The organism is Afipia sp. DC4300-2b1, assembly GCF_049895725.1.
GTDB lineage: Bacteria > Pseudomonadota > Alphaproteobacteria > Rhizobiales > Xanthobacteraceae > Afipia > Afipia broomeae.
The window spans coordinates 87,858-110,550 of the sequence record NZ_JAFCSX010000001.1 but is presented as its reverse complement, the minus strand read 5'-3'; the positions used below and the strand labels follow the sequence as shown (position 1 = coordinate 110,550).

Annotated in this window: 22 protein-coding genes; 17 read left to right on the top strand and 5 right to left on the bottom strand. The window is 62.7% G+C overall.

The window, feature by feature from the left end; genetic code table 11:
- Positions 1-71: 71 nt before the first annotated feature.
- The 12 genes from ACP7AL_RS00530 (at position 72) to ACP7AL_RS00475 (ending at position 12,607) form a co-directional block, all read left to right on the top strand.
- Entirely contained in the window at positions 72-236 is a 165-nt protein-coding gene (locus tag ACP7AL_RS00530; protein WP_425987778.1) for a hypothetical protein, read from the top strand.
- 59 nt (positions 237-295) lie between these two features.
- Positions 296-472 carry a hypothetical protein gene (locus tag ACP7AL_RS00525; RefSeq protein ID WP_425987776.1) on the top strand — a complete coding sequence of 59 codons (177 nt, stop codon included), beginning with the start codon at positions 296-298 and terminating at the stop codon, positions 470-472.
- 232 nt (positions 473-704) lie between these two features.
- On the top strand, positions 705-2,054 hold the full coding sequence (gene glmM, locus ACP7AL_RS00520) for a phosphoglucosamine mutase (RefSeq protein ID WP_006021948.1): 1,350 nt from the start codon (positions 705-707) through the stop codon (positions 2,052-2,054).
- Positions 2,055-2,415: 361 nt separating this feature from the next.
- Positions 2,416-3,663, top strand: coding sequence for an MFS transporter (locus tag ACP7AL_RS00515; protein WP_425987774.1), 1,248 nt, complete (start codon positions 2,416-2,418; stop codon positions 3,661-3,663).
- Between the two features lie 391 nt (positions 3,664-4,054).
- Positions 4,055-4,900 carry an outer membrane protein gene (locus tag ACP7AL_RS00510; protein WP_425987772.1) on the top strand — a complete coding sequence of 282 codons (846 nt, stop codon included), beginning with the start codon at positions 4,055-4,057 and terminating at the stop codon, positions 4,898-4,900.
- A gap of 156 nt (positions 4,901-5,056) precedes the next feature.
- Positions 5,057-5,881, top strand: a complete 825-nt coding sequence (locus ACP7AL_RS00505; RefSeq protein ID WP_425987770.1) for an outer membrane protein — start codon at positions 5,057-5,059, stop codon at positions 5,879-5,881.
- Positions 5,882-5,992: 111 nt separating this feature from the next.
- Positions 5,993-6,571: a glutathione S-transferase family protein gene (locus tag ACP7AL_RS00500; protein ID WP_425987768.1), complete on the top strand. Its 579-nt coding sequence runs from the start codon at positions 5,993-5,995 to the stop codon at positions 6,569-6,571.
- A 70-nt stretch (positions 6,572-6,641) separates the two neighbouring features.
- The gene (locus ACP7AL_RS00495; RefSeq protein WP_006021943.1) at positions 6,642-6,929 is read left to right on the top strand and encodes a hypothetical protein; all 288 of its coding nucleotides are present in this window, start codon (positions 6,642-6,644) and stop codon (positions 6,927-6,929) included.
- A 164-nt stretch (positions 6,930-7,093) separates the two neighbouring features.
- Entirely contained in the window at positions 7,094-7,720 is a 627-nt protein-coding gene (locus tag ACP7AL_RS00490) for a flavin reductase family protein (RefSeq protein WP_006021942.1), read from the top strand.
- A gap of 141 nt (positions 7,721-7,861) precedes the next feature.
- Positions 7,862-9,034, top strand: coding sequence for a phosphoserine transaminase (locus ACP7AL_RS00485; RefSeq protein ID WP_425987765.1), 1,173 nt, complete (start codon positions 7,862-7,864; stop codon positions 9,032-9,034).
- Between the two features lie 126 nt (positions 9,035-9,160).
- The gene (gene serA, locus ACP7AL_RS00480; protein WP_006021940.1) at positions 9,161-10,750 is read left to right on the top strand and encodes a phosphoglycerate dehydrogenase; all 1,590 of its coding nucleotides are present in this window, start codon (positions 9,161-9,163) and stop codon (positions 10,748-10,750) included.
- Positions 10,751-10,918: 168 nt separating this feature from the next.
- A complete protein-coding gene (locus tag ACP7AL_RS00475) occupies positions 10,919-12,607 on the top strand; it encodes a methyl-accepting chemotaxis protein (protein ID WP_425987763.1) in 1,689 nt (562 codons plus the stop codon).
- Positions 12,608-12,676: 69 nt separating this feature from the next.
- Here ACP7AL_RS00475 and ACP7AL_RS00470 read toward each other — a convergent pair whose 3' ends face one another.
- From ACP7AL_RS00470 to ACP7AL_RS00455, 4 genes are all read right to left on the bottom strand, one after another.
- Entirely contained in the window at positions 12,677-12,991 is a 315-nt protein-coding gene (locus ACP7AL_RS00470) for a GIY-YIG nuclease family protein (protein WP_425987760.1), read from the bottom strand.
- A 74-nt stretch (positions 12,992-13,065) separates the two neighbouring features.
- Positions 13,066-14,058, bottom strand: a complete 993-nt coding sequence (locus tag ACP7AL_RS00465) for a Bug family tripartite tricarboxylate transporter substrate binding protein (RefSeq protein ID WP_425987758.1) — start codon at positions 14,056-14,058, stop codon at positions 13,066-13,068.
- Positions 14,059-14,182: 124 nt separating this feature from the next.
- Complete coding sequence (locus tag ACP7AL_RS00460; RefSeq protein WP_425987756.1) at positions 14,183-15,130, bottom strand: DMT family transporter; 948 nt, start codon at positions 15,128-15,130, stop codon at positions 14,183-14,185.
- A gap of 182 nt (positions 15,131-15,312) precedes the next feature.
- Positions 15,313-16,203, bottom strand: coding sequence for a DMT family transporter (locus ACP7AL_RS00455; RefSeq protein WP_425987754.1), 891 nt, complete (start codon positions 16,201-16,203; stop codon positions 15,313-15,315).
- Between the two features lie 262 nt (positions 16,204-16,465).
- Between ACP7AL_RS00455 and ACP7AL_RS00450 the strand changes: the two genes are divergently transcribed.
- The 3 genes from ACP7AL_RS00450 (at position 16,466) to ACP7AL_RS00440 (ending at position 20,061) form a co-directional block, all read left to right on the top strand.
- Positions 16,466-17,758: an adenylosuccinate synthase gene (locus ACP7AL_RS00450; protein WP_006021934.1), complete on the top strand. Its 1,293-nt coding sequence runs from the start codon at positions 16,466-16,468 to the stop codon at positions 17,756-17,758.
- Positions 17,759-17,831: 73 nt separating this feature from the next.
- Positions 17,832-19,430 (top strand): hypothetical protein, encoded by a 1,599-nt coding sequence (locus ACP7AL_RS00445; RefSeq protein ID WP_425987752.1) that lies wholly within the window; start codon positions 17,832-17,834, stop codon positions 19,428-19,430.
- 4 nt (positions 19,431-19,434) lie between these two features.
- The gene (locus tag ACP7AL_RS00440) at positions 19,435-20,061 is read left to right on the top strand and encodes a formyltransferase family protein (protein ID WP_006021932.1); all 627 of its coding nucleotides are present in this window, start codon (positions 19,435-19,437) and stop codon (positions 20,059-20,061) included.
- 176 nt (positions 20,062-20,237) lie between these two features.
- Here the strand turns inward: ACP7AL_RS00440 and ACP7AL_RS00435 are convergent, their stop codons facing one another.
- Positions 20,238-20,468: a hypothetical protein gene (locus ACP7AL_RS00435; RefSeq protein ID WP_024920429.1), complete on the bottom strand. Its 231-nt coding sequence runs from the start codon at positions 20,466-20,468 to the stop codon at positions 20,238-20,240.
- Between the two features lie 453 nt (positions 20,469-20,921).
- Here ACP7AL_RS00435 and ACP7AL_RS00430 point away from each other — a divergent pair, with 453 nt between their 5' ends.
- Together ACP7AL_RS00430 and ACP7AL_RS00425 are read left to right on the top strand one after the other, a co-directional pair.
- Complete coding sequence (locus ACP7AL_RS00430; RefSeq protein WP_006021930.1) at positions 20,922-21,395, top strand: hypothetical protein; 474 nt, start codon at positions 20,922-20,924, stop codon at positions 21,393-21,395.
- Positions 21,396-21,563: 168 nt separating this feature from the next.
- Positions 21,564-22,538, top strand: coding sequence for a Bug family tripartite tricarboxylate transporter substrate binding protein (locus tag ACP7AL_RS00425; RefSeq protein WP_006021929.1), 975 nt, complete (start codon positions 21,564-21,566; stop codon positions 22,536-22,538).
- Positions 22,539-22,693: the final 155 nt, after the last annotated feature.

Below are 22,693 nucleotides of genomic sequence, written 5' to 3'. Positions count from 1 at the left end.
AATTTTTTGTTGTGACAATCATCTATCATGGTTGGAGCGTGTGCAAACACTGCCATTGCCGGGAGAGCGTGATGACCACGAAAAAGGCCGATCCGGACGCCGTCAAAAAGGCTGAAGCCGAAAAGCGCAAACTGGACGACGAACTGAACGAGGCGCTTGAAGAGACCTTTCCCGCCTCTGACCCCGTCAAACTCACCCAGCCGGACCCGCACGTCGAACCTCGTCCGAAGGACTAAAATCCGGAACAGGCGGCGTTCCCGGACGTTATCCCTGCGAACCCACGCAGGAGCACATCATGGCCGAGGCCGCCACCAAGCCGAAAAACCCGAACAAGCCGAAAGACCCGGAGAAGAAGAAGCTCGACGACGACCTCGAGGCCGGGCTGGAAGAATCATTTCCGGGCTCAGACCCGGTCAGCGTGACCCAGCCGTCGCCATCCAGGCACGATGAGGACAGCAGGCGGAAGGGCTAACGCCCCAGGCCGGTTTTCCGGCTGGAGGGCCGGAGTGCGGACAAAAACGTTATAAATCAAGGAGATAGGAGCCGTCGCCTCTTCCGGGCGGCGGTAATGATTCATCATATTATTTGAAGAAATCCCGTCCCCAGAGGCTTTATAACGAGCTCTCCGCTAGAATGGGGCGTTCGCCAGAGCCAAGCAGGTGTTTTCGGAGCCTGGCCAGAGACTCGGCGGAACAGGGGAATTCATGGTGCGCAAATATTTCGGGACCGACGGTATCCGCGGTCGTGCCAACAGCCTGATCACGCCGGAACTGGCGCTCAAGGTCGGGCAGGCGGCCGGTCTGGTGTTTCAGCGCGGCGACCATCGTCATCGCGTGGTGATCGGCAAGGACACCCGTCTGTCCGGTTACATGATCGAAAACGCCATGGTGGCGGGTTTCACGTCTGTCGGCATGGACGTGCTGTTGCTCGGCCCGATGCCGACGCCGGCCGTGGCGATGCTCACCAAATCGATGCGCGCCGATCTCGGCGTGATGATCTCCGCCTCGCACAATCTGTTCGACGATAACGGCATCAAGCTGTTCGGCCCCGCCGGCTTCAAGCTGTCCGACGATGTCGAGACGCAGATCGAACAGTTGATGGACGAGAACCTCGACAAGCGTCTCGCCCAGAGCGCCAGTCTCGGCCGCGCCCGCCGCATCGACGGCGTGCACGATCGCTATATCGAATTCGCCAAGCGCACCCTGCCGCGCGATCTCAGCCTCGACGGCCTGCGCGTCGTGGTGGATTGCGCCAATGGCGCGGCCTACAAGGTGGTGCCGGAAGCGCTGTGGGAACTGGGCGCGGACGTCATCTCCATCGGCGTCGAGCCGGACGGATTCAACATCAACAAGGACTGCGGTTCGACCTCGCCGGAAGCGCTGTCGCGCAAGGTGCGCGAGATGCGCGCCGACATCGGCATCGCGCTCGACGGCGACGCCGATCGCGTCATCATCACCGACGAACGCGGCCATGTGGTCGACGGCGACCAGCTTCTCGCCGTGATCGCGCAGAGCTGGAAGGACGATGGACGGCTGGCGAAGCCCGGCATCGTCGCCACCGTAATGTCCAATCTCGGCCTTGAACGTTATCTGAAAGAGCAGGGCATCGAGCTGCTGCGCACGCCGGTCGGCGATCGCTATGTGCTCGAGCAGATGCAGAAGGGCGGCTATAATCTCGGTGGCGAGCCGTCGGGCCACATCATCATGTCCGACTTCGCAACCACCGGCGACGGCTTCGTCGCGGCGTTGCAGGTTCTCGCCGTGGTGCAGCGCCTCGGCCGTCCGGTCTCGGAAGTCTGCCACCGCTTCGAGCCGATGCCGCAGATTCTCAAGAACGTGCGCTACCGCACCGGCAAGCCGCTCGACAATCCCGGCGTGAAATCCGCGATCGTCGATGCGGAGAAACGCCTGAACGGCAGCGGCCGTTTGCTGATCCGCCCCAGCGGGACCGAGCCGGTCATCCGCGTGATGGGCGAGGGCGACAATCGCGACCTGGTCGAGGAAGCCGTCGACATGATCGTCTCGGCGCTCGGGACGGCGTCCGCGGCGGCTTAAAATTCTACGTCGTCCCGGCCAACGGATCGGCGCCAAAAGCGCGTTTACGCGCGTCTTTCGACGCGCTATGGCGTCGTCCAATGACAGGCTCCGGCCGGGACCCATTTTGCACAGTGCCGCGTCATCCTGAGGTGCGAGCCGCGTTTGCGGCGAGCCTCGAAGGATGCGCGAATGCAGGACGCAGATCTCACCGCCATCCTTCGAGGTTCGCAAGTGCTCGCACCTCAGGATGACGGGGTCTGCGCGACTTGCCGCCAGTCTGATCAATCCGGCACATCAGCCATGGGAAATCGCGACTGGTGACCTCGCCGCCGAATTTGTATTTGAAGTCCATTCGATTTTGAATTTGCCGGAATCTGCCGTGAACAAGCCCGTTGTCCTGTCGGAAGACACCCTCGCTGCACCGATCGTTGTGGATGCTCCGGCGGCCCCCGCCCCGGTTTCGAGCGCACCCGCATACGCCATCATCGGTGCCATCAGCTTCTCGCATCTCCTCAACGACCTGATGCAGTCGCTGATCCCGTCGGTCTATCCGATCCTGAAGGACAACTACGCCCTCGACTTCGGCCAGATCGGCATGATCACGCTGGCCTTCATGTTCACCTCGTCGCTGCTGCAGCCGTTCGTCGGCGCCTACACCGACAAGTATCCAAAGCCGTTCTCGCTCGCGCTCGGCATGGGCTTCACCTTCGCCGGCCTGATCCTGCTCAGCGTCGCGCATCATTACTGGGTGATCCTGCTGGCGGCCGGTCTGGTCGGCACTGGCTCCGCGGTCTTCCATCCGGAATCCTCGCGCATTGCGCGCATGGCCTCTGGCGGCCGCGTCGGCATGGCGCAATCGGTGTTCCAGGTCGGCGGCAATATCGGCAGCGCCATCGGTCCAGTGCTTGCGGCGCTGATCGTCGTGCCATTCGGGCAGGGCAGCATCGCCTGGTTCTCGCTGGTTGCGGCGCTGGCCATTGTGGTGCTGTGGCAGATCGGGCGCTGGTACAAGCCGCGTGTCGCACAGCGCAAGCACGCGCATGGAACGGTGAGCGAGGAGCGTTCATCGACGCGCACGCTCGTCGCGCTGACCGTGCTTGCGGTGCTGCTGTTCTCGAAGGCGTTCTACACCGCGAGCATCGGCAGCTACTATACGTTCTTCCTGATCCAGAAATTCGGCATCACCACGCAGGCGTCGCAGATCTATCTGTTCCTGTTTCTCGCCGCGAGCGCGGTCGGCGTGTTCTTCGGTGGTCCGCTCGGCGACCGGTTCGGTCGCAAGTATGTGATCTGGTTCTCGATCATCGGCGCGCTGCCGTTCACGCTGGCGCTGCCGCATGTCGGCCTGTTCGCCAGCGCGGTGCTGAGCATCCTGATCGGATTCATCATCTCGTCGGCAACGCCTGCGATCATCGTCTATGCGCAGGAACTGATGCCGCATCGTCTCGGCATGATCTCGGGGTTGTTTTACGGCATGACGTTCGGCTTCGGCGGTCTCGGCGCCGCCGTGCTCGGTCAGGTGGCGGACTGGAAGGGCATCGACTTCGTGTATCAGGTTTGCGCGTGGCTTCCGGCCATCGGCCTGCTTGCGATCTTCCTGCCGCAGATCAAGCGCCACAAGCTCTGACGCTCGCACTTTAAGTTGCACAACTATCGACGTCATGCCGGGCCTCGTGCCTGGCATTTGCCTCGTCATTGCGAGGAGCGCAGCGACGAAGCAATCCATGTCCTGGATAGAAGAATGGATTGCTTCGCTTCGCTCGCAATGACGGAAGAGTCCGACGCAGACTTCGCCGCCACTACGTCAGCATCGCTGACTCAATCATCAACACATTGTTAGGATTTGCGGCGCGTCAGGCCTGGCGCGTTGTGTAAATGTTTACCGTCTCGCTTAAGCCAGATTAAAAATCGCGGTTAAGAATTAGGGTTAAGTGCCGCTTAAACATTTGGTGCCATGGTCCGCCCATGAGTTTTGAGCGTGAGGCTTTGTCTGCCTCACCGGCGAAAGGACCGGACCAATGCGTACTCTGAAGAATCTTCTTGCTGCTGGCGCGGCGTCATTCATTTCCTCGGCCGCGCTCGCTGCCGATCTTCCTCCGCCCCCGATGTATGTGCCTCCTCCGGTCGAAGACTTCGGCGGCTGGTATCTGCGTGGCGACATCGGCTTCAGCAATCAGAAGGTCCAGCACCTGAGCAACGCGCTCGAAGCCGGTCTCATTAGCCAGAATCAGAAGGCGGATTTCAACAGCGCGGGCATCTTCGGTCTCGGCGCAGGTTACCGCTTCAACAACTGGTTCCGCGCGGACGTAACCGGTGAATACCGCGCGAGTTCGACGTTGAATGGCTACGAAGTGAACACCTTCAATGGCGGCGGTGCCGTGCAAAACGGCTTCAACAAGTACACCGGCAACAAGTCCGAATGGCTGATCATGGCTAACGCCTATGCCGATCTCGGAACCTGGTGGTGCATCACACCGTTCATCGGTGCCGGTGTCGGTGCCGCTCGCGTGACGATGGCAAACTACACTGACGTCGGACAAACGACGAGCAACGGTGGTTTCGCCGGCGGGCCAAGCTCCGCTTACGCAGCCGATGCATCGAAGTGGAATTTCGCCTGGGCGGTTCACGCCGGTCTTGCCTACAAGATCAATCCGAGCCTGACGCTCGAACTGGCCTACCGTTACCTCGACATGGGTGACGGCATCACCGGCGACGTCATCGCTTACGACGGCACCAACAACATCAACAATCCGACGACGTTCAAGCACCTCACTTCGCATGATCTGAAACTCGGCATCCGTTGGGCGATCGATCCGGTGCCGGCTTACGCTCCGCCGATGATGCCTCTCATCCGCAAGGGCTGATTGGATTTCTTCTCGCTTCGTCTCTCCTGCCAAACTTAAACGGCGCGGATTTTTCCGCGCCGTTTTCTTTTGTGCGGAGTGCGCGGCGATAACGAATGATTAGGGTTAACGCGGCATGATCGAACGTAGTTAAGCGTTGGTAACGGGAGTTTCGTGATGCGTCGGATCGTGTTGGCGATGATGATGGCGGCAGCCGCGCAGGGTGCGCAGGCCGCAGATTATCCCGAGGACTTGCCGGTCCTGCGCGGAATGCTCCGCGAAAGTCCGCGCTATGTCAGATGGCAGGGCTTCTACGCCGGCGGGCAGGCGGCTTACGGCTCGTCCGACCACAATTTCAATGGTGCGACGAGCAACATGACGGCGCAACAACTGGCGCTGACGACGATCGAAAAGGAATACCAGGTTTCGAGCTGGCCGGTGATCGGCGGGAAGGTCTCGCATCAGAGCAGCGCCTTTGGCGGCTTCGCCGGCTATAACGCGCAGTGGGGCGACGCGGTGCTCGGCGTCGATGCAAGCTATATGCACGGTAATTTCGGCGGCGCCGCAGCCGGCAGCATGGGGCGCCAGTTCACCACCTCGGACGGTATCAACAACAATGTGCTCGTGACGTCGTCGGCATCCATCAAGTTCACGGACATTCTCACGTTCCGTGGCCGTGCCGCATACGCCATCGGCAGTTTCCTTCCTTATCTGTTTGGCGGCGTTGCGTTTGGACTCGCCGACAGCACGAGAACCAACGTGATCGATGCGCAGGGCACGAATCCCGGTCCGCCGCCGACAAACGCTTACGGCCCCGTCACGTACACAGCTTCCGAAAATCAGCACGGCCGGTTGAAGGTCGGATACACGATGGGTCTTGGCACCGAAGTGATGCTGTTTGGAAACGTGTTCGGCCGCGCCGAATGGGAATACATCCGCTTCACCGGTCCCATCGATACCAACATCAACACCGTGCGCGGCGGTCTCGGCTACAGGTTCTGACCGAACCGTTCTCCGAAGTTCTCTTTTGCGGCTCCTGGCGTTGACAGGGGCCGTTTTGCCTGTTGGGCTATCGCTCCATTCGGAGGCGGCAGCCATCGGGAAGGTGCGGTCATGAAGATCTATGGCGATCTGAAATCCGGCAATTGCCTGAAAGTGAAGTGGGTGTGCGACAAGCTTTCTCGCCGCTACACCTGGATCGATGTCGACACCATGAAAAGTGAAAGCCGCACGCCCGAGTTTCTCAAGCTGAACGGGGCGGGGCAGGTGCCGGTGCTCGAACTCGACGATGGTCGCACGCTGGCGCAATCCAATGCCATCATCCGCTATCTGGCGCGCGGCACGGACCTGATCCCCGCGGAGGCGTTCCTGTCGGCGAAGATGGATGAGTGGCTGTTCTGGGAGCAGTACAGCCACGAGCCTTACATCGCGGTCTGCCGGTTTCAGATGGTCTATCTCGGCAAGTCGCTGGGCGATCTCGATCCGGAGAAGGTCAAGCGGGGCTATGCCGCGCTGGCGCTGATGGAGCACCAGTTGCAGAAAACGAAGTTCCTGGTCGAGGACGTGTTCTCGCTCGCGGATGTGGCGCTGCTGGCCTACACCCGCGCGGCCCACGAAGGTGGCTTTCATCTCGACGGCTATGACGCCGTGCGGCGCTGGATCGGCGAGTCCGAAAAGCGGCTCGGCCTCTGATTCCGGGGACGGAAGGCGGCGAATGCAGGCTAAGCTGGGGCCGGTTCGTCATCCAGCCGAGGAAGCGCCCATGCCGGCCATCAATCCCCTGACCGCCGTCGCCGTTCTGCTCGCCACCGCCGCGACCGATGCCGTCTATGTCATGTTCACGTCGGCGGTGGTGGCGCGCAAACGCGTCCCCGCGGCATCCTGGAGCAGCATCTGGTATCTGCTCTCGTCCTACGCCGTGATCAGCTACACCGAGAACTGGATCTATGTGGCCTTTGCCGCGGTCGGATCGTGGGTCGGGGCTTTCGCCACCATCACCTTCCTGCACCGCCCGCCGGGCGGACCGCCGGTGGGCGCGGCGCCGGAATAACAGGTCCTGACAGAGAGGGCAGATCGCCCATGCGCAGGTGAATCTCCGTCCAGCGTTGTAAGTTCCAAAAAAGCATCTAGTCTGGCCGCGTTGATCCGGCTTGCGAATTGCAAGTCACTCAAGACGGCGGCGTTGCCGAGGGCGGCTTCGCGCGAGGAGGACCCATGCAATTCGATTTCGAAGCAATGACGCCCGGCGAACGCTACAAGCTGCTGCTGGCCACCGTGCTGCCGCGGCCGATCGCATGGATCACCACGCGTGACAGCAGCGGCGCCGTGAACGCCGCGCCGTTCTCGTTCTTCAATGTGTTCGGGTCGGAGCCCGCGACAGTCGGCGTCGGAATCGGCAGCAAGGGGCCCGGCGAGCCGAAGGACACCCGCGCCAACATTCGCGCCAACGAACAGTTCGTGGTCAATCTTGTGCCTTACAGTCTCGCCCAGCAGATGCGGATCACCTCGATCGCATTTCCAAAGGGCGTCGAAGAACCGGCAGAGGCGGACCTGAAACTCGTTCCGTCGGAGCGGGTGGCAGTGCCGCGGATTGAAGCGTCACCGGTCTCGATGGAATGCACGTTCATGCAGGAGGTCGCGCTCGGCGGCTTCAGCCTCGTGCTCGGCCGCATCCTGATGATTCATGTGCAGGATCACGCCGTGATCGATGCCACGCGGCAGTATGTCGATGCGGAGAAACTCGATCTGATCGGACGCATGGAAGGCGGCTGGTACACCCGCACGACACAGCGTTTCGAGATGCCGAATATCCCGCTCGCAGAGTGGAAGCGGCCGGCCTGACCGGGGGCGGGCAGGGCGTTTGCATCCCAGCTTTGTGAATGAAGCCGGGCGAAGTTCCTTGACGAAATCCGAAACCTTCCATATTGACGGCGGCGGGACACCTCCCCCCAACGGGAGGCTAGCTATCTGGAAGGATAGAACATGACTGTAGCGAAGCCCGGCTCCAAGCCGAACGTGCGGCATTTTTCCTCCGGCCCCTGCGCCAAGCGCCCTGGCTGGAACCCCCAAAATCTCAAGGACGCAGCCCTCGGCCGTTCGCATCGCGCGAAGGTCGGCAAGGCCAAACTCAAGCTCGCGATCGAACTGACGCGCGAAGTGCTTGAAGTGCCTGCCGATTACAAGATCGGCATTGTGCCTGCGTCCGACACTGGCGCGGTTGAGATGGCGCTGTGGTCGCTTCTCGGGCCGCGCCCGGTCACCACCATCGCATGGGAATCCTTCGGCGAAGGCTGGGTCAGCGACATCGTCAAGGAATTGAAGCTCAAGGACGTGGTCAAGCTCCACGCCGGCTATGGCGAGATTCCCGATCTGTCGAAGGCCGACAAGAATTCGGACATCGTGTTCACCTGGAACGGCACCACTTCCGGCGTGCGGGTTCCGAACGCCGACTGGATCGCGGCTGACCGCGAAGGCCTCACGATTTGCGACGCGACCTCCGCCGCGTTCGCGCAGCCGCTCGACTGGCCGAAGCTCGATGTCGTGACCTTCTCCTGGCAGAAGGCGCTGGGCGGCGAAGCCGCGCACGGCATGCTGATCCTGTCGCCGCGCGCCGTCGCGCGGCTCGAGAGCTACACGCCGCCGTGGCCGCTGCCGAAGATCTTCCGCATGACCAAGGGCGGCAAGCTCAATGCCGGCATCTTCGAGGGCGAAACCATCAACACGCCGTCGATGCTCTGCGTCGAGGACTATCTCGATGCGCTGAACTGGGCGAAGTCCGTTGGCGGTCTCAAGGCGTTGATCGCGCGTGCCGATGCCAACACCAAAGTGCTCGCCGACTGGAAGGCGAAGACGCCGTGGGTGGACTTCCTTGCCGCCGATCCGGCGATCCGCTCCAACACGTCGGTGTGCCTGAAGGTCGTCGATCCGGCGATCACCGCCCTCTCTGCTGATGCGCAGGCTGACTTCGCCAAGAAGCTGGTTGCGGCGGTCGAGAAGGAAGGCGCCGGTTACGACTTCGCGCATTACCGCGATGCCCCCGCCGGCCTTCGCATCTGGTGCGGCGCGACGGTTGAGGCCAGGGACGTCGAGATTCTGACGCAGTGGATCGACTGGGCGTTCGCCGAGACCAAGGCTTCGCTTGCGAAAGCGGCCTGACTTGTCATTCCGGGGCGCGCGCAGCGCGAACCCGGAATCCAACTACAAATCCCTTTAACCTCGTCTGGATTCCGGGCTCGCTCGCAAGGCTCGCGCCCCGGAATGACGAAAGATGGATCACATCCCATGACCAAACCCAAAGTTCTCATTTCCGACGCGCTGTCTCCCGCCGCCGTGCAGATTTTCAAGGATCGCGGCATCGAGGTCGATTTCCAGCCGGAACTCGGCAAGGACAAGGACAAGCTTGCCGAGATCATCGGCAACTATGACGGCCTCGCCATCCGCTCCGCCACCAAGGCGACGGCGAAGATTCTCGAGAAGGCCAAGAACCTGAAGGTCATCGGCCGCGCCGGCATCGGCGTCGATAACGTCGAGATCCCCGCCGCCACGGCGAAGGGCATCATCGTGATGAACACACCGTTCGGCAACTCGATCACCACCGCCGAGCACGCCATCACGCTGATGCTGGCGCTGGCCCGCGAAATCCCGGCCGCCGACGCCTCGACCCAGGCCGGCAAGTGGGAGAAGAACCGCTTCATGGGCGTCGAAATCACCGGCAAGACGCTGGGCGTCATCGGCGCCGGCAACATCGGTTCGATCGTCGCCGACCGCGCGCTCGGCCTGCGCATGAAGGTGATCGCGTTCGATCCGTTCCTGTCGCCGGAGCGCGCCAAGGACATCGGCGTCGAGAAGGTCGAACTCGACGACCTGTTCAAGCGCGCCGACTTCATCACGCTGCACACGCCATTGACCGACAAGACCAAGAACATCATCGACGCGGCCTCGCTCGCCAAGATGAAGAAGGGCGTGCGTATCATCAACTGCGCGCGAGGCGGTCTGGTGGATGAGCAGGCGCTGGTCGATGCGCTGAATTCCAAGCACGTCGCGGGCGCTGCGTTCGACGTGTTCGTGGAAGAGCCGGCCAAGACCAACGTGCTGTTCGGTCATCCGAATGTCATCTGCACCCCGCATCTCGGCGCATCCACCACGGAAGCGCAGGAAAACGTCGCGCTGCAGGTCGCCGAACAGATGTCGGACTATCTGTTGACCGGTGCGATCTCCAACGCCGTCAACTTCCCCTCGATCACGGCGGAAGAAGCACCGAAGCTGAAGCCGTTCATCGAACTTGCCGAGAAGCTCGGCTCGTTCGCCGGCCAGTTGACCGAAACCGGCATCACCAAGGTCACGATCACCTATGAGGGCGCGGTCGCGGACATGAAGATCAAGGCGCTGACCTCCGCAGCCTTGACGGGCCTGCTGCGGCCGATGCTGGGCGACGTCAATGTCGTCTCTGCGCCGGTGGTGGCGAAGGAGCGCGGCATGGTGGTCGATGAGGTGACCCGTGCCGCCCGCAGCGATTATGAGAGCCTGATTACCGTGACGGTCGCGACCGAACGGCAGGAGCGTTCGGTGTCCGGCACGGTTTATCACGACGGCAAGCCACGCCTGGTCGACATCAAGGGCATCCGGGTCGATGCCGAATTCGCCAAGTCGATGATCTACATCACCAACGAGGACAAGCCGGGCTTCATCGGCAAATTCGCCTCGCTGCTCGGCGATGCCAAGATCAACATCGCGACCTTCCATCTCGGCCGCAATGTGCAGGGTGGCGACGCCATTGCACTGGTCGAGGTCGACGGTGCGGTGCCGGCCGATGTCCTCGCGAAGGTGGCGGCGCTGCCGCAGGTCAAGCAGGCGAAAGCGCTGACGTTCTAGGCTGCTGCGGTTTATGACATCGTTGCTGCGGGCCGGAGTCTTCTCCGGCCCGTTTTTGTTTCGGTGGATGCCGGCCGCATCAGTACATGGGTAACCAACCCGAAAGGAAGTTTCGATAATTGATGGGACGAATCCACGCAGAAGCGTGGCCCGCCCCGGAGCTTCATCGTGAAATTTTTGAACAACCTGCCCATCGCCGCCAAGCTCGGTATCTTGGTCGGTGTGACACTTCTTGGACTCAGCGCTGCTGGCATCTACTCCGCCTTCATGATGCAGCGGGAAATGGTGAGCGCGCGCGAGGCGCAGACCCATGCGCTGGTGGAAACCGCGCGCAACGCCGCGATCGGGCTGCAAAAGCAGGTCGAAGCCGGGAAAATGACCAAGGAAGCCGCCATCGAGGAATTCGGCCGTTTCGCGCGGACGATGACCTACGACAACGGCACCGGGTACATGTTCGTCTACACCATGGACGGCATCGCGCTGGCGACGCCGGATCCGAAGCAGATCGGCACCAACCGTCTCGATATCGAAACCGGCGGCCGCAAGCTGGCGCGCGAACTGCGCGACGGCGTCGCCGCCAAGGGCGATGTGACGCTGCGCTATGAATACGAGAAGCCCGGCACCAAGGAACTGATCCGCAAGATATCCTACGCGGTCGGAGTCCCCGGCTGGAACATGTTCGTCGGCACCGGCGCCTATCTCGACGATCTCGATGCCAAGCTGATGCCGATCATCATGGCGCTCATTGTTGCGACTGTTCTGATCGGCGCAGTCTCCGGCGCGGTGGCCTGGATGATCGGGCGCAGCATCACCCGTCCGCTCGGTCAGCTCGGCGCACGCATGCAGTCGCTGGCCGACGGAAAGCTTGAGGAAAGCATTCCCGGTAGCGACCGCCGTGATGAAATCGGCAAGATGGCCACGACCGTGCAGGTCTTCAAGGACAACGCGATCCGCATCCGCGGACTCGAGCAGGAAGAGGCTGCGGCCAAGGAACGTGCCGCTGCGGAACGGCAGGCGATGATGAACAGCATTGCCAGCAACTTCGAAAGCAGCGTCAACGGCATTGTCCGCTCCGTGGCGACGTCGGCGGCCGGCATGCAGACCACCGCGGAATCCATGACCGCGTCGGCCCGCGATGCCAGCGCACGCGCAGCCACCGTGGGGTCGGCGTCGGAACGGGCATCGAGCAACGTCGGCACGGTCGCGGCAGCGGCGGAAGAACTGTCCAGCTCGGTCGCCGAGATCGCCCGCCAGGTCAACCAGTCGAACGAGATCGCCACCAAGGCTGTGGCCGACGCCGAGCGCACCAATGCGACGGTGCAGGTTCTCTCCAGCGGCGCCGAGAAGATCGGCGAAGTGGTGCAGCTCATTCACTCCATCGCGGCGCAGACCAATCTGCTCGCGCTCAATGCCACCATCGAGGCTGCCCGCGCGGGCGAAGCCGGCCGCGGCTTCGCCGTGGTGGCCTCCGAGGTCAAGGCGCTGGCCAACCAGACCGCCAAGGCCACCGAGGAAATCTCGGCCCAGGTCGCTGCGATGCAGGCCACCACCAGCGACGCGGTGGTGTCGATCGGCGGGATCACCGAAACCATCGCGCGGATGAGCGAGATCACGATGAACATCTCCAGCGCCGTCGAAGAGCAGGGCGCTGCGACCCGCGAGATCGCCCGCAACATCCAGTCGGTGGCGGCAGGATCGACCGAGATCAGCGATCACATCGGCGGCGTCAGTTCGGCCGCGGCGGCGACCGGCACGGCAGCGTCGGATGTTCTCTCCAGCGCGCGCGATCTCGACCAGCAGTCGGGCATGCTGCGCGCGGCGGTGGACGAATTCCTCGGCAAGGTGCGGGCGGCGTAATACCTCGGTGGCGAAGTATCGCTACTACAAACAAGATGTCGTCCCCGCGAAAGCGGGGACCCACCTTTTCTAGGAAATTCCGAAGATGGCGAGGTCAGACGGGTCTTGCCAATCCGGATTGTTCTTTTCGATGAGTTCGATTTTCCAGGCCCTGTTCCATTTCTTGAGTTGCTTCTCCCGGCGAATGGCATCTGAGGGCGTGTCGTACCCTTCAACATAGACAAGACGATTAACGGCATAGCGTTGCGCGAATTCCGATCCGCGTCCGCCCTTGTGCTGAGATAGCCGAAGAGCAAGATTGTTTGTGATGCCGATATAGAGCGTGCCGTTGGGTTGGCTCGCGAGAATGTAGACGTGGTACGTTACCCCATCTTCGGTCACCACAAGTTCGCTTCCAAGCTATGGGTCCCCGCTTTCGCGGGGACGACATTGGGGATTGCTCGAAAGTCAGCTTTAACTCACTGCTTCTCGATCTTGGCTTCCCGGATCAGCTTTTCCCACACCACGAGCTGCTCTTTCAGGAACTTGTCGAAGCTCTCAGGCGTGCCGGAGAAAGCTTCCATGCCGCGGCCGGCCAGTTCCTTCTGCATGTCGGGCCGCTCGATCACCTTCCGGATCTCCGCATTCAGCTTTGTCACGATATCCTTCGGCATGTTGGCCGGGCCGAGATAGCCCTGCCATGAGGTGATGTCGAAGCCCTTCACGCCGGCTTCGTCCATGGTGGGAAGATCCGGCAGCAGCGCGGAGCGCTTGATCGTCGTCACCGCCAGCGCCTTCAGCGCCTTGCCGTTGACATGGGGCAGGCCGGTCGGAACGTCGACAAACATCATCGACACCCGCCCGGCGATCACGTCGGTGAGGGCGGGCGGCGAGCTCTTGTAGGGAACGTGAAGCAGGTCGATGCCGGCAAGGGTTGCGAACGTCGCGCCGGACACGATCGCCGACGAACTGCCGCTGGCGTAGGAGTACTTGCCCGGCTCTTTCTTCGCGAGCGCGACCAGTTCGGCGACCGAATTCGCCGGGATCTCCGGATTGATCACCAGCATGAACGGCAGGTCGCCGGTGCGCGCGATCGGTGTGAAATCCTTGATCGGATCGTACGTCATGTTCTTTAAGAGATACGGATTGGCCGAATGCGACGTGTTGGTGGTCACGAAAATCGTGTAGCCGTCCGGCTCGGAGCGCGCGACGTAGCTCGCGGCGATCGAGCCGTTGGCGCCGGGCTTGTTGTCGATCACGATATTGGTGCCGAGCGCCGTGGCCAGTTCTTTCGAGATCAGGCGCGTCGTGCTGTCCGTGCCGCTTCCCGCCGCGAACGGAAGCACAAGCGTGATGTTCTTGCCCGGTGCGGGCCAGGCCGTCTGCGCCGCCGATGGTCCGGCAGCCAAAGCGCCGGCCGCGATGGCGAGCGCTAAGGTCATTGGCGATATTTTTGATTTCAGGAAGGTCATTGATGGTGTCTCCGCCCTGCTCTTTTTGACGTGCGGTCGTCGGGTCACCGAGGCGGTGACGACGCCGGCACTTGAGCCGGAGATTGCGCGAAATCGCGCCGGATTGCCAGCCAGTGGTGCGGTTCTAGGAAGCCGGACGTTTCCCGGCCGATCCGCGCCGCGATGCGGTGACAACGCCTGCCAGCACGAGCAGGTAACCGGCCAGATGGAACAGTTCCGGCTTCTCGCCGAGCAGCACGATGGCCATCACCGAACCGAATACCGGCACCAGATGGAAGAACGGTGCGGCGCGATTGGGGCCGATCAGTTCGATCCCGCGATTGAAGAAGATGTAGGCCAGCGTCGAGGGAAAGATCACGACGAAGATGACGGTGGCGATCGTCAGCGTGTCGAGTGTCAGCCTGTCGCCGATCGAGACTTCCCATCCCACCAGCGGCAACAGCATCAGCGCTCCGGCTCCCGTGGTGAACGCGATCAGCGAGAGCGGATTGATCTTCGGACGCCGCGTCATCAGAGCGGAGTACAGTCCGAACACGAACAGCGCGCCGGCGAAACTGATGTCACCGGCGTTGATCTGGATGTCCGCCAGCGCGGCAAGGTTTCCGCGCAGGATGATGACGAGTACGCCGATCAGCGAGACGAGGATGCCGGCCGCCTGCATCCATGACAGCCGCACGCCGAACAGCACCAGCGCCCACAGCGCCACGAACAGCGGTCCCGACGACTGGATCAGCAGCGCGTTCAGCGCCTGTGTGTGTTGCAGTCCCCAATAGGACAGGGCGTTGTTGAGCGCGAAGCCGGTCAGCGCCAGAACCAGCAGCAGCGGCATGTGCCGGCGCATGGTTGGCCAGTCGCGTTGCAGATGGGTCCACGCAAATGGAGCGACGACGAGGAAGGTTCCGGCCCAGCGCAGGAATGTCAGTGTGAACGGCGGAACATGGCCAGCAACAAAGCGCCCGAGCACGATGTTCGCGGCCCAGAACAGCGCCATCAAGCTGAGCAGCAGGTAGGGCTGGTTCGCCAGCCGTGAGGCAAGCGAGGACTGGCGCAAGGGCGGATCAGCGACGGTCATGGGTCTTTGGGAAAGAGGATGCGTCAAGTTGTGCCGGTGTTTCGCACCTTTCACAACCGACAATCCCGGATTGCTCCGTTGCGCTGAACGCCCATCGCGCTGATTTTTTTACCTCTCCCCGCCTGCGGGAGAGCGAGCAAATCGTGTGCTTGCGGCAATCGTGACCGCTGAAATGTTATGACTTAAGCTTCAGCAACTGCCGACGTGCGCCGCGCGGCGATGACGACACCGGTCAGCACCAGCGCATAGCCCGCAACATGGAACAGCTGCGGCCGCTCGCCGAGGAAGGCGATGGCAAGCACCGATCCGAACACCGGAATCAGATGGAAAAACGGCGCGGCACGGTTGGCGCCGATCAGTTCGACGCCGCGGTTGAAGAACAGATAGGCGAGGATCGACGGGAATATCGCGACATAAGCCAGCGTGAGTGCGTTGTTCACGGAGAGCGATGGCGTGTGACCGCTCGCAGCCTCCGCGATCACGGCAGGGATCAGCAACACCGTCGCATAACCGGAGGTGAAGCCCATGAAGGTCAGCGGGTGTATCGCCGGACGTTTCACCGCCAGCACGGAATAGAGCCCGAAGATGATCAACGCGGCGGTGAAGATCAGATCGCCCTTGTTCAGGTGGATCGAGGTGAGGGCGACCGGATCGCCGCGCGACAGAATCGTGAGGACGCCAAGCAGTGAAATGCCGATGCCGATGGTTTGCGGCCAGGTGAGGCGAATGCCGAGCAGGACGAATGACCAGAGTGCCACGATCAATGGCCCCGACGACTGGATCAGCAGCGCATTCAATGCTTCGGTGTATCGCAGCCCGAGATAGGCGATGGCGTTGTAGCCGGCGAGGCCGGTGAGGGTCAGCAGCGTCAGAATCGGCAGATGCTTGCGGAGCACCGGCCACTCGGCCCGCAGATGCGGCCACGCGAACGGCAGGACGATCAGGCAGGCGAAGGCCCAGCGCAGGAAGGACAGCGCCATGGGCGGAAAATCAGCCGCGATGAAACGTCCCAGCACGATGTTGCCAGCCCAGAACAGGGACGACAGGGACAGCAGCAGATATGGCCTGTTCATGAGCCATGATGTCGCGGATCGCGGGGCGGGAACGTTCATGTCGGTGGCGGATTATAGGCTTTGCAGGGAAGGTCGGGGCTGGGCGGAATTATTTGGGGATATCAATGATTTGCACCCCATCTGGCACATACGTCAACAGCCGTTGGCGCTTGCGTCCCATGCGCGCATCCGTTATCCGGTGACATGCCTCGCAAGCGAGCGGCCCAAGCTGCAAGGCGCTGGAACACCAGCGGATTTGCGGGTTGCGGGAGAATGTCTGGAAATGGCTAACGTTGTCGTCGTCGGCGCCCAGTGGGGCGACGAAGGAAAAGGCAAGATCGTCGACTGGCTGTCGGAACAGGCGGACATTGTCGTTCGCTTTCAGGGCGGCCATAACGCTGGCCATACACTCGTCATCAACGGAAACACCTACAAGCTCGCGCTGCTCCCTTCGGGCGTGCTGCGGCCGTCGAAGCTGTCGGTGATCGGCAACGGTGTCGTGTTCGACGCGCAGGCATTCCTGACCGAACTCGACAAGCTGCAAGGACAGGGCGTGAAGATATCGCCCGACAATCTGCGCGTCGCCGAGAACGTCACGCTGATCCTGCCGCTGCATCGCGAACTCGATGCGGTGCGCGAGAACGCCAGCAAGGCCAACGCCATCGGCACCACCCAGCGCGGCATCGGTCCGGCGTATGAGGACAAGGTCGGCCGCCGCGCGATCCGGCTGATGGATCTCGCCGATCCGCAGACGCTGCCGCACAAGATCGATCGTCTGCTGACGCATCACAACGCGCTGCGCCGCGGCCTCAATCTGCCGGAGATCGACGGCGCGGACATCCTGAAAGAACTGACGGCGATCGCGCCGCGCGTGCTGCCGTTCGCGGATTCGGTGTGGAGTCTGCTCGATCAAAAGCGCCGCGAGGGCAAGCGCATCCTGTTCGAGGGCGCACAGGGCGCACTGCTCGACGTCGATCACGGCACCTATCCCTATGTCACGTCGTCCAACACGGTGGCGGCGCAGGCTGCGACCGGCACCGGCATGGGCCCGAGCTCGGTGGGCTATGTGCTCGGCATCTGCAAGGCCTACACCACACGCGTCGGACAGGGACCGTTCCCGACCGAACTGACCAACGAGATCGGCGAACTGATCGGCCAGCGCGGCAAGGAGTTCGGCGTCAACACCGGGCGCAAGCGCCGCTGCGGCTGGTTCGATGCGGTGCTGGTGCGGCAGACCGCGCGGACCAGCGGCATTCATGGCCTCGCGCTGACCAAGCTCGACATCCTCGACGGCTTCGACGAGATCCAGGTCTGTGTCGGCTACAAGCTTGACGGCAAGGAGATCGATCATCTGCCGGCGGGCGAGGGCGCGCAGGCGCGCGTCGAGCCGATCTATGAGACCATCGAAGGCTGGCAGGAGCCGACGGCCAATGCCCGGTCGTGGGCGGACCTGCCGGCACAGGCCATCAAGTACGTTCGCCGGGTCGAGGAACTGGTCGGCTGCCCGATCGCGCTGCTTTCCACCAGCCCGGAACGCGAGGATACGATCCTCGTGCAAAACCCGTTCGAGGCCTGAACACGATCTGTGTTCAGTTGATTGACGATTTTTAAGTACAGGGTTCGTCGAGAATCCTGCAGACTGGACAAGGATGGCTGATTACTACCCGCTCATAGCCCGTGCCATCGCCGGACTGGACCCCAGTGCCCCCGGCGAGCAAAGGCGTGCGCTCTATGAGCGCGCGCGGACGGCGCTGATTTCCCAGTTGCGCGGCGTGCAGCCTGCCTTGAGCGAAGCCGAAATCACGCGCGAGCGGCTGGCGCTCGAGGACGCGGTGCGCAGGGTCGAGGCCGATGCCGTCCGCCGCGCCGCCGCGCATCAGGCCGCGCCAGGCGGCGAAGCACCACCGCCCGAGCGCCCGGCTGCGCCGCCGCCGCCCGCTGCGCCACCTTCGCCCTCAGCCCAGCCGCGCGCGCCGCTGCCCGGCAGGCGGGACGGCCCGCGTCCGGGTGACGCGCTACGTGAAAGCGCCCGCAGCGCGCGAACCGGAAACGCTCCGCCGCCGGCCCCCGGCCGGCCCGCTCCACGGCCCGAGGCCAATGGAGCGCCCGACCAGCGCCCGCCGCGTAATCTGCGCGGCGACCAGCCGCCGCCGCTGACCCGCGCGCAGCCGCCGGTTCAGCCGGGCCTGCCGTCGTCGATGCGTGATGTCCGTGCGCGCGATCAGCGCAGCGACGACACCCGCATGCTCGACGAGTTCACGCAGGACGCACGTGCGCAGCGCCGCCCGCCGCAGGGTTCGGGCATGCGCGATGTGGTTGCGGATGCCAACGATCTCGGCAGCGCGACCCGTTCCGCGCGGCGCAGCCAAGCTCAGGATTTTCCCGATCAGCGTGGTACGGCGCCTTACAGCTACGACGAATCCATCGAGGAAGCCGGACGCTATCAGCCGAACGGCTCGCCGCGCGCGCGTGCCTCCCGCGACGAACCCGAAACGGAGAAGCGCGGCTTTCCGCTCAAGACCGCCATCGCGGTCTGTGTCGCGATCATCGCGATCGGCGGCGCGGTGTGGGGCGGGCCGAAAGCCTATTCGCTGTTCAAGTCGCTCACCAAGCCTGCGCAGCAGGCCGACACCGCGCCGAAGGATGCCGCCGGCACGCGGCCAAAGATCACCGACCGCGTCGGCCAGCCCGGCTCGGCGCAGATTGCGCCGGTGGCGCAGCGCGTGGTGCTCTATGACGAGGACCCCTCGGCGCCGCAGGGCAAGCAGTATGTCGGCTCCGTGATCTGGCGCACCGAAGCGGTCAAGGTGCCCGCCGGTCAGCCGCCGGATATCGGCGTGCGCGCCGACATCGATATTCCCGAGCGCAAGATCAAGATGTCGCTCTCGATCCGCCGCAACACCGATGCGTCGCTGCCCGCGAGCCACACCGCGGAACTGACCTTCGTGCTGCCGCCGGATTTCGGCACCACCATCGCCAACGTGCCCGGCGTGCTGATGAAGTCCAACGAGCAGGCGCGCGGCACGCCGCTGGCGGGACTCGCGGTGAAGGTCACCGACGGATTCTTCCTGGTCGGGCTGTCGAATGTCGAGGCCGACAAGGCGCGCAATCTCCAGCTTCTGAAGGAGCGGTCGTGGTTCGACATTCCGCTGGTCTACGCCAACCAGCGCCGTTCGATCATCGCCATCGAGAAGGGCGCGCCGGGCGAGCGTGCATTCAACGAAGCATTCACGGCCTGGGGGCAGTGATCCGATGAAAATAACTCTCGCTGGCTCGCGTCATTTCGGCGTCGAGACGTTCAACATGATGCGCGGTCACGGCATCGAGGTGATTCGTGTCGTGGTCGCGGACGGCGAGGACCGTCTCGCCGCAGCCGCCCGTGCCGCCGGTGTCGAGGTCGTGGTGCAGGCAAAGCCCAAGCTCATCGTGGCTTCGGAGATCGCGCCGGGCACCGACCTGATCGTCACGGCCCACAGCCATGCGATGGTCAGCGATGGTGCGCTGAAGGCCGCCAGGCATGGCGGCATCGGCTACCATCCGTCGCTGCTGCCGCGCCATCGCGGCATCGCGGCGGTGGAATGGACCATCAAGGAGCGCGACGCGATCGCAGGCGGCACGATCTATCACCTGTCGGACCGGCTCGATGCCGGCGCAATCGCCGCGCAGGACTGGGTGTTCGTGAAGAAGAACGAGACCGCGCGCGAATTGTGGGAGCGGGCGCTGGCGCCGCTCGGCCTCAGGCTTCTGGCGCAGGTGATCGATCAGGCCAAGACCAGCGGCGTTCTGCCGTCGATGCCGCAGGACGAGCAGTTCGCGACCAATGCGCCAAGGCTTGATGTGGAAAAATCACACGCTGCGCCGAAGAGCGCGGCGTCCTGATCGTGGGTTTGTCATAAGGCGACTGAGCCCGTCACGTCCCTGAATGTCATTGCCGGGCTTGACCCGGCAATCCATCATCTTCCTCAAGACTCATTCTCGATGGATCACCGGGTCAAGCCCGGTGATGACGGCTGTATGTGTTGCGGGTTTATTATCTCTCATCAGATGTCGGCATCTCACGCTGCGCGGGTCTCCCCGACGCGCACGGCGCTCGACACGAGGTCGTTGGCATCGGTCACGCCGTCGGCGGCGCGCCGGACAATCGTCTGGGCCATCTTCGCCTTGGTCGCAGGCGTGCGGTTCTCCTGCGCAATCTGCTCGACGGCGATGTCGAGAATTTTTCTCAACGTGGCGACGTAATCCGGATCGAATTTTTCGTTGAGGTTTCCCTGCGGGCGACCGACCATGCACTTCTCCTCTTCGGACATTTCAGAGTGCGATTGCATCGGATGATGCTTCTGCAATCGCGCTCCCGGTGAGCGGGCGGACCATGCTTCCGCAATGGGGCAGATGTGAGTCGGCATCGCGATTTGCAATGCGCATACAGCGATGTGAGATTGGAAAAGCTCCAGTCACATTTCCTTCAAGGTGATGAAGATTCCGCAGCGCACTTTGACGAGTTGCCCCCGCAATCGCACCACATCTTGTGCCTGCGATTCGACAATTCGCGCGATGCGATGCATGCTTTCACACCTGCGACAAAATCGTGAACGCGAATGGCGTCGCGTCCCGTGTTCCCGCGACACAATTCACGCAGCGCACAAGGAGACGTGATGGCCTGGCGACCCGCGTTTCATGACGAACTGACCGCGTTTATGACTCCCACGTGACTTTGTTTATGTCTTGCGAAGGATCAAACGATGTTTCCGATAACGATATCCCGGACTTGGCGTGCGCTCGTCTCGCTTGCCGCAATGATAGTGGTGATGCTGGCGTGGCCGCTGGTGGCTCAGCATGTCACGCCGAGCAAGCCGTTCCTTGAGAAGAACGCGTTCTATCTGCGCTCGGCCGGGTTCCGCATCCAGCTCGCCAACGACGCGGCGGGCCAGCGCGCGCTGAAAGCATTGCCGCCGCATCGCTTCGTGATCCACAGGGCCGGCGGCACGCCGCGATATGTCTATGCCGATCCAGGCGTCTGCAACTGCATCTTCAGCGGCTCGCTGGACAACTACAAATCCTATCTGGATATCCTGCGTCAGCCGCTTCCCGGCGTTGACGACGTCTCGCCGGATTACAAGACGCAGGCCAGCGCGCTGCTGCTGGACCAGCCGATCGACTTCGGCATGACCGGCGGTGACGACAGCCTGGCGGATTACTTCCGCGACTATCTGTAACCCGGTACTCTGTTCCCGACGCGTTGTGCGCCGCCATAAGCGCGCTGCGCGCATCGCGCTCCTTGTTCGCTCTCGTTTTTGTTTGTTACGCTCGCGTGTTGTCCATCAACACATGCTGACCGCGCGCCAAGTCGCGGCAGCCGGGGAGAGAACAAGGGGTAACACGACATGGCTTCACGACGCGCCGCGGTCGGTCTGATCGCGATGGGCTTTGCTGCACTCATCTCAATTAGCGGCGCTTCGGCGCAGGATTATCCGACGCGTCCGGTGAAGTGGGTGGTGGGCTATCCGCCCGGCGGCGCGACCGACATTCTCGCGCGCCTGATCGGCCAGCGGCTGTCGGAGCGGCTGGGTCAGCAGTTCATCATCGAGAACAAGCCGGGCGCGGGCAACAATGTCGGCACCGAATCCGTGGTGAATGCGGATCCCGACGGCTACACGGTGCTGCTGGTCAATCCCGCCAACGGCATCAACGCCTCGCTTTATACGAAGCTGAGTTTCAATTTCATCCGCGACATCGCGCCGGTGGCGGGCATTCTGCGATCGCCGAACGTGATGGTCGTGCCCGCGGATTTCCCGGCAAAGACGGTAGCGGAATTCGTTGCTTATGCGAAAGCCAATCCCGGGAAGGTCAACATGGCGTCATCGGGCAACGGAACGTCCGTGCATCTGTCCGGCGAGTTGTTCAAATCGATGACCGGCATCGAAATGACGCATATCCCCTACAAAGGAGCCGCCCCTGCGCTCACCGACATGATCGCAGGCCGCGTGCAGGTGATCTTCGACAATCTGCCGTCCGCGATCCAGCACATCAAGGCGGGAACGCTCCGTGCGCTCGCGGTGACGACAGAGACGCGGTCGCCGCTGCTGCCGGATGTGCCGACCGTCGGTGAAACGGTGAAGGGTTATGAAGCGAGCGCATGGTTCGGCATGGGCGCACCGGCGAAGACGCCGAAGCCCATCATCGACAAGCTCAACAAGGAGATCAACGCAATCCTCGCCGAGCCTGCGATGCAGGCGAAAATCGCGGAACTCGGCGGCGTGCCGCTGCTCGGCACGCCCGCAGATTTCGGCAAGATCATCGTCTCTGAAACGGAGAAGTGGGAGAAGGTGGTGAAGTTCGCCGGCGCGAAGGTGGAGTAGGGGCTGCTCGTCATTCCGAGGCGCGAGCGCTTGCGAGCGAACCCGGAATGACGAAGTGTTTTCGATGAAATCTTCCTGCTCCCTCTCCCCGCATAGCCCGTCGAAGACGGGCGTAGACGCCCCCTTTCGCTGGGGAGAGGGTCGGGGTGAGGGGC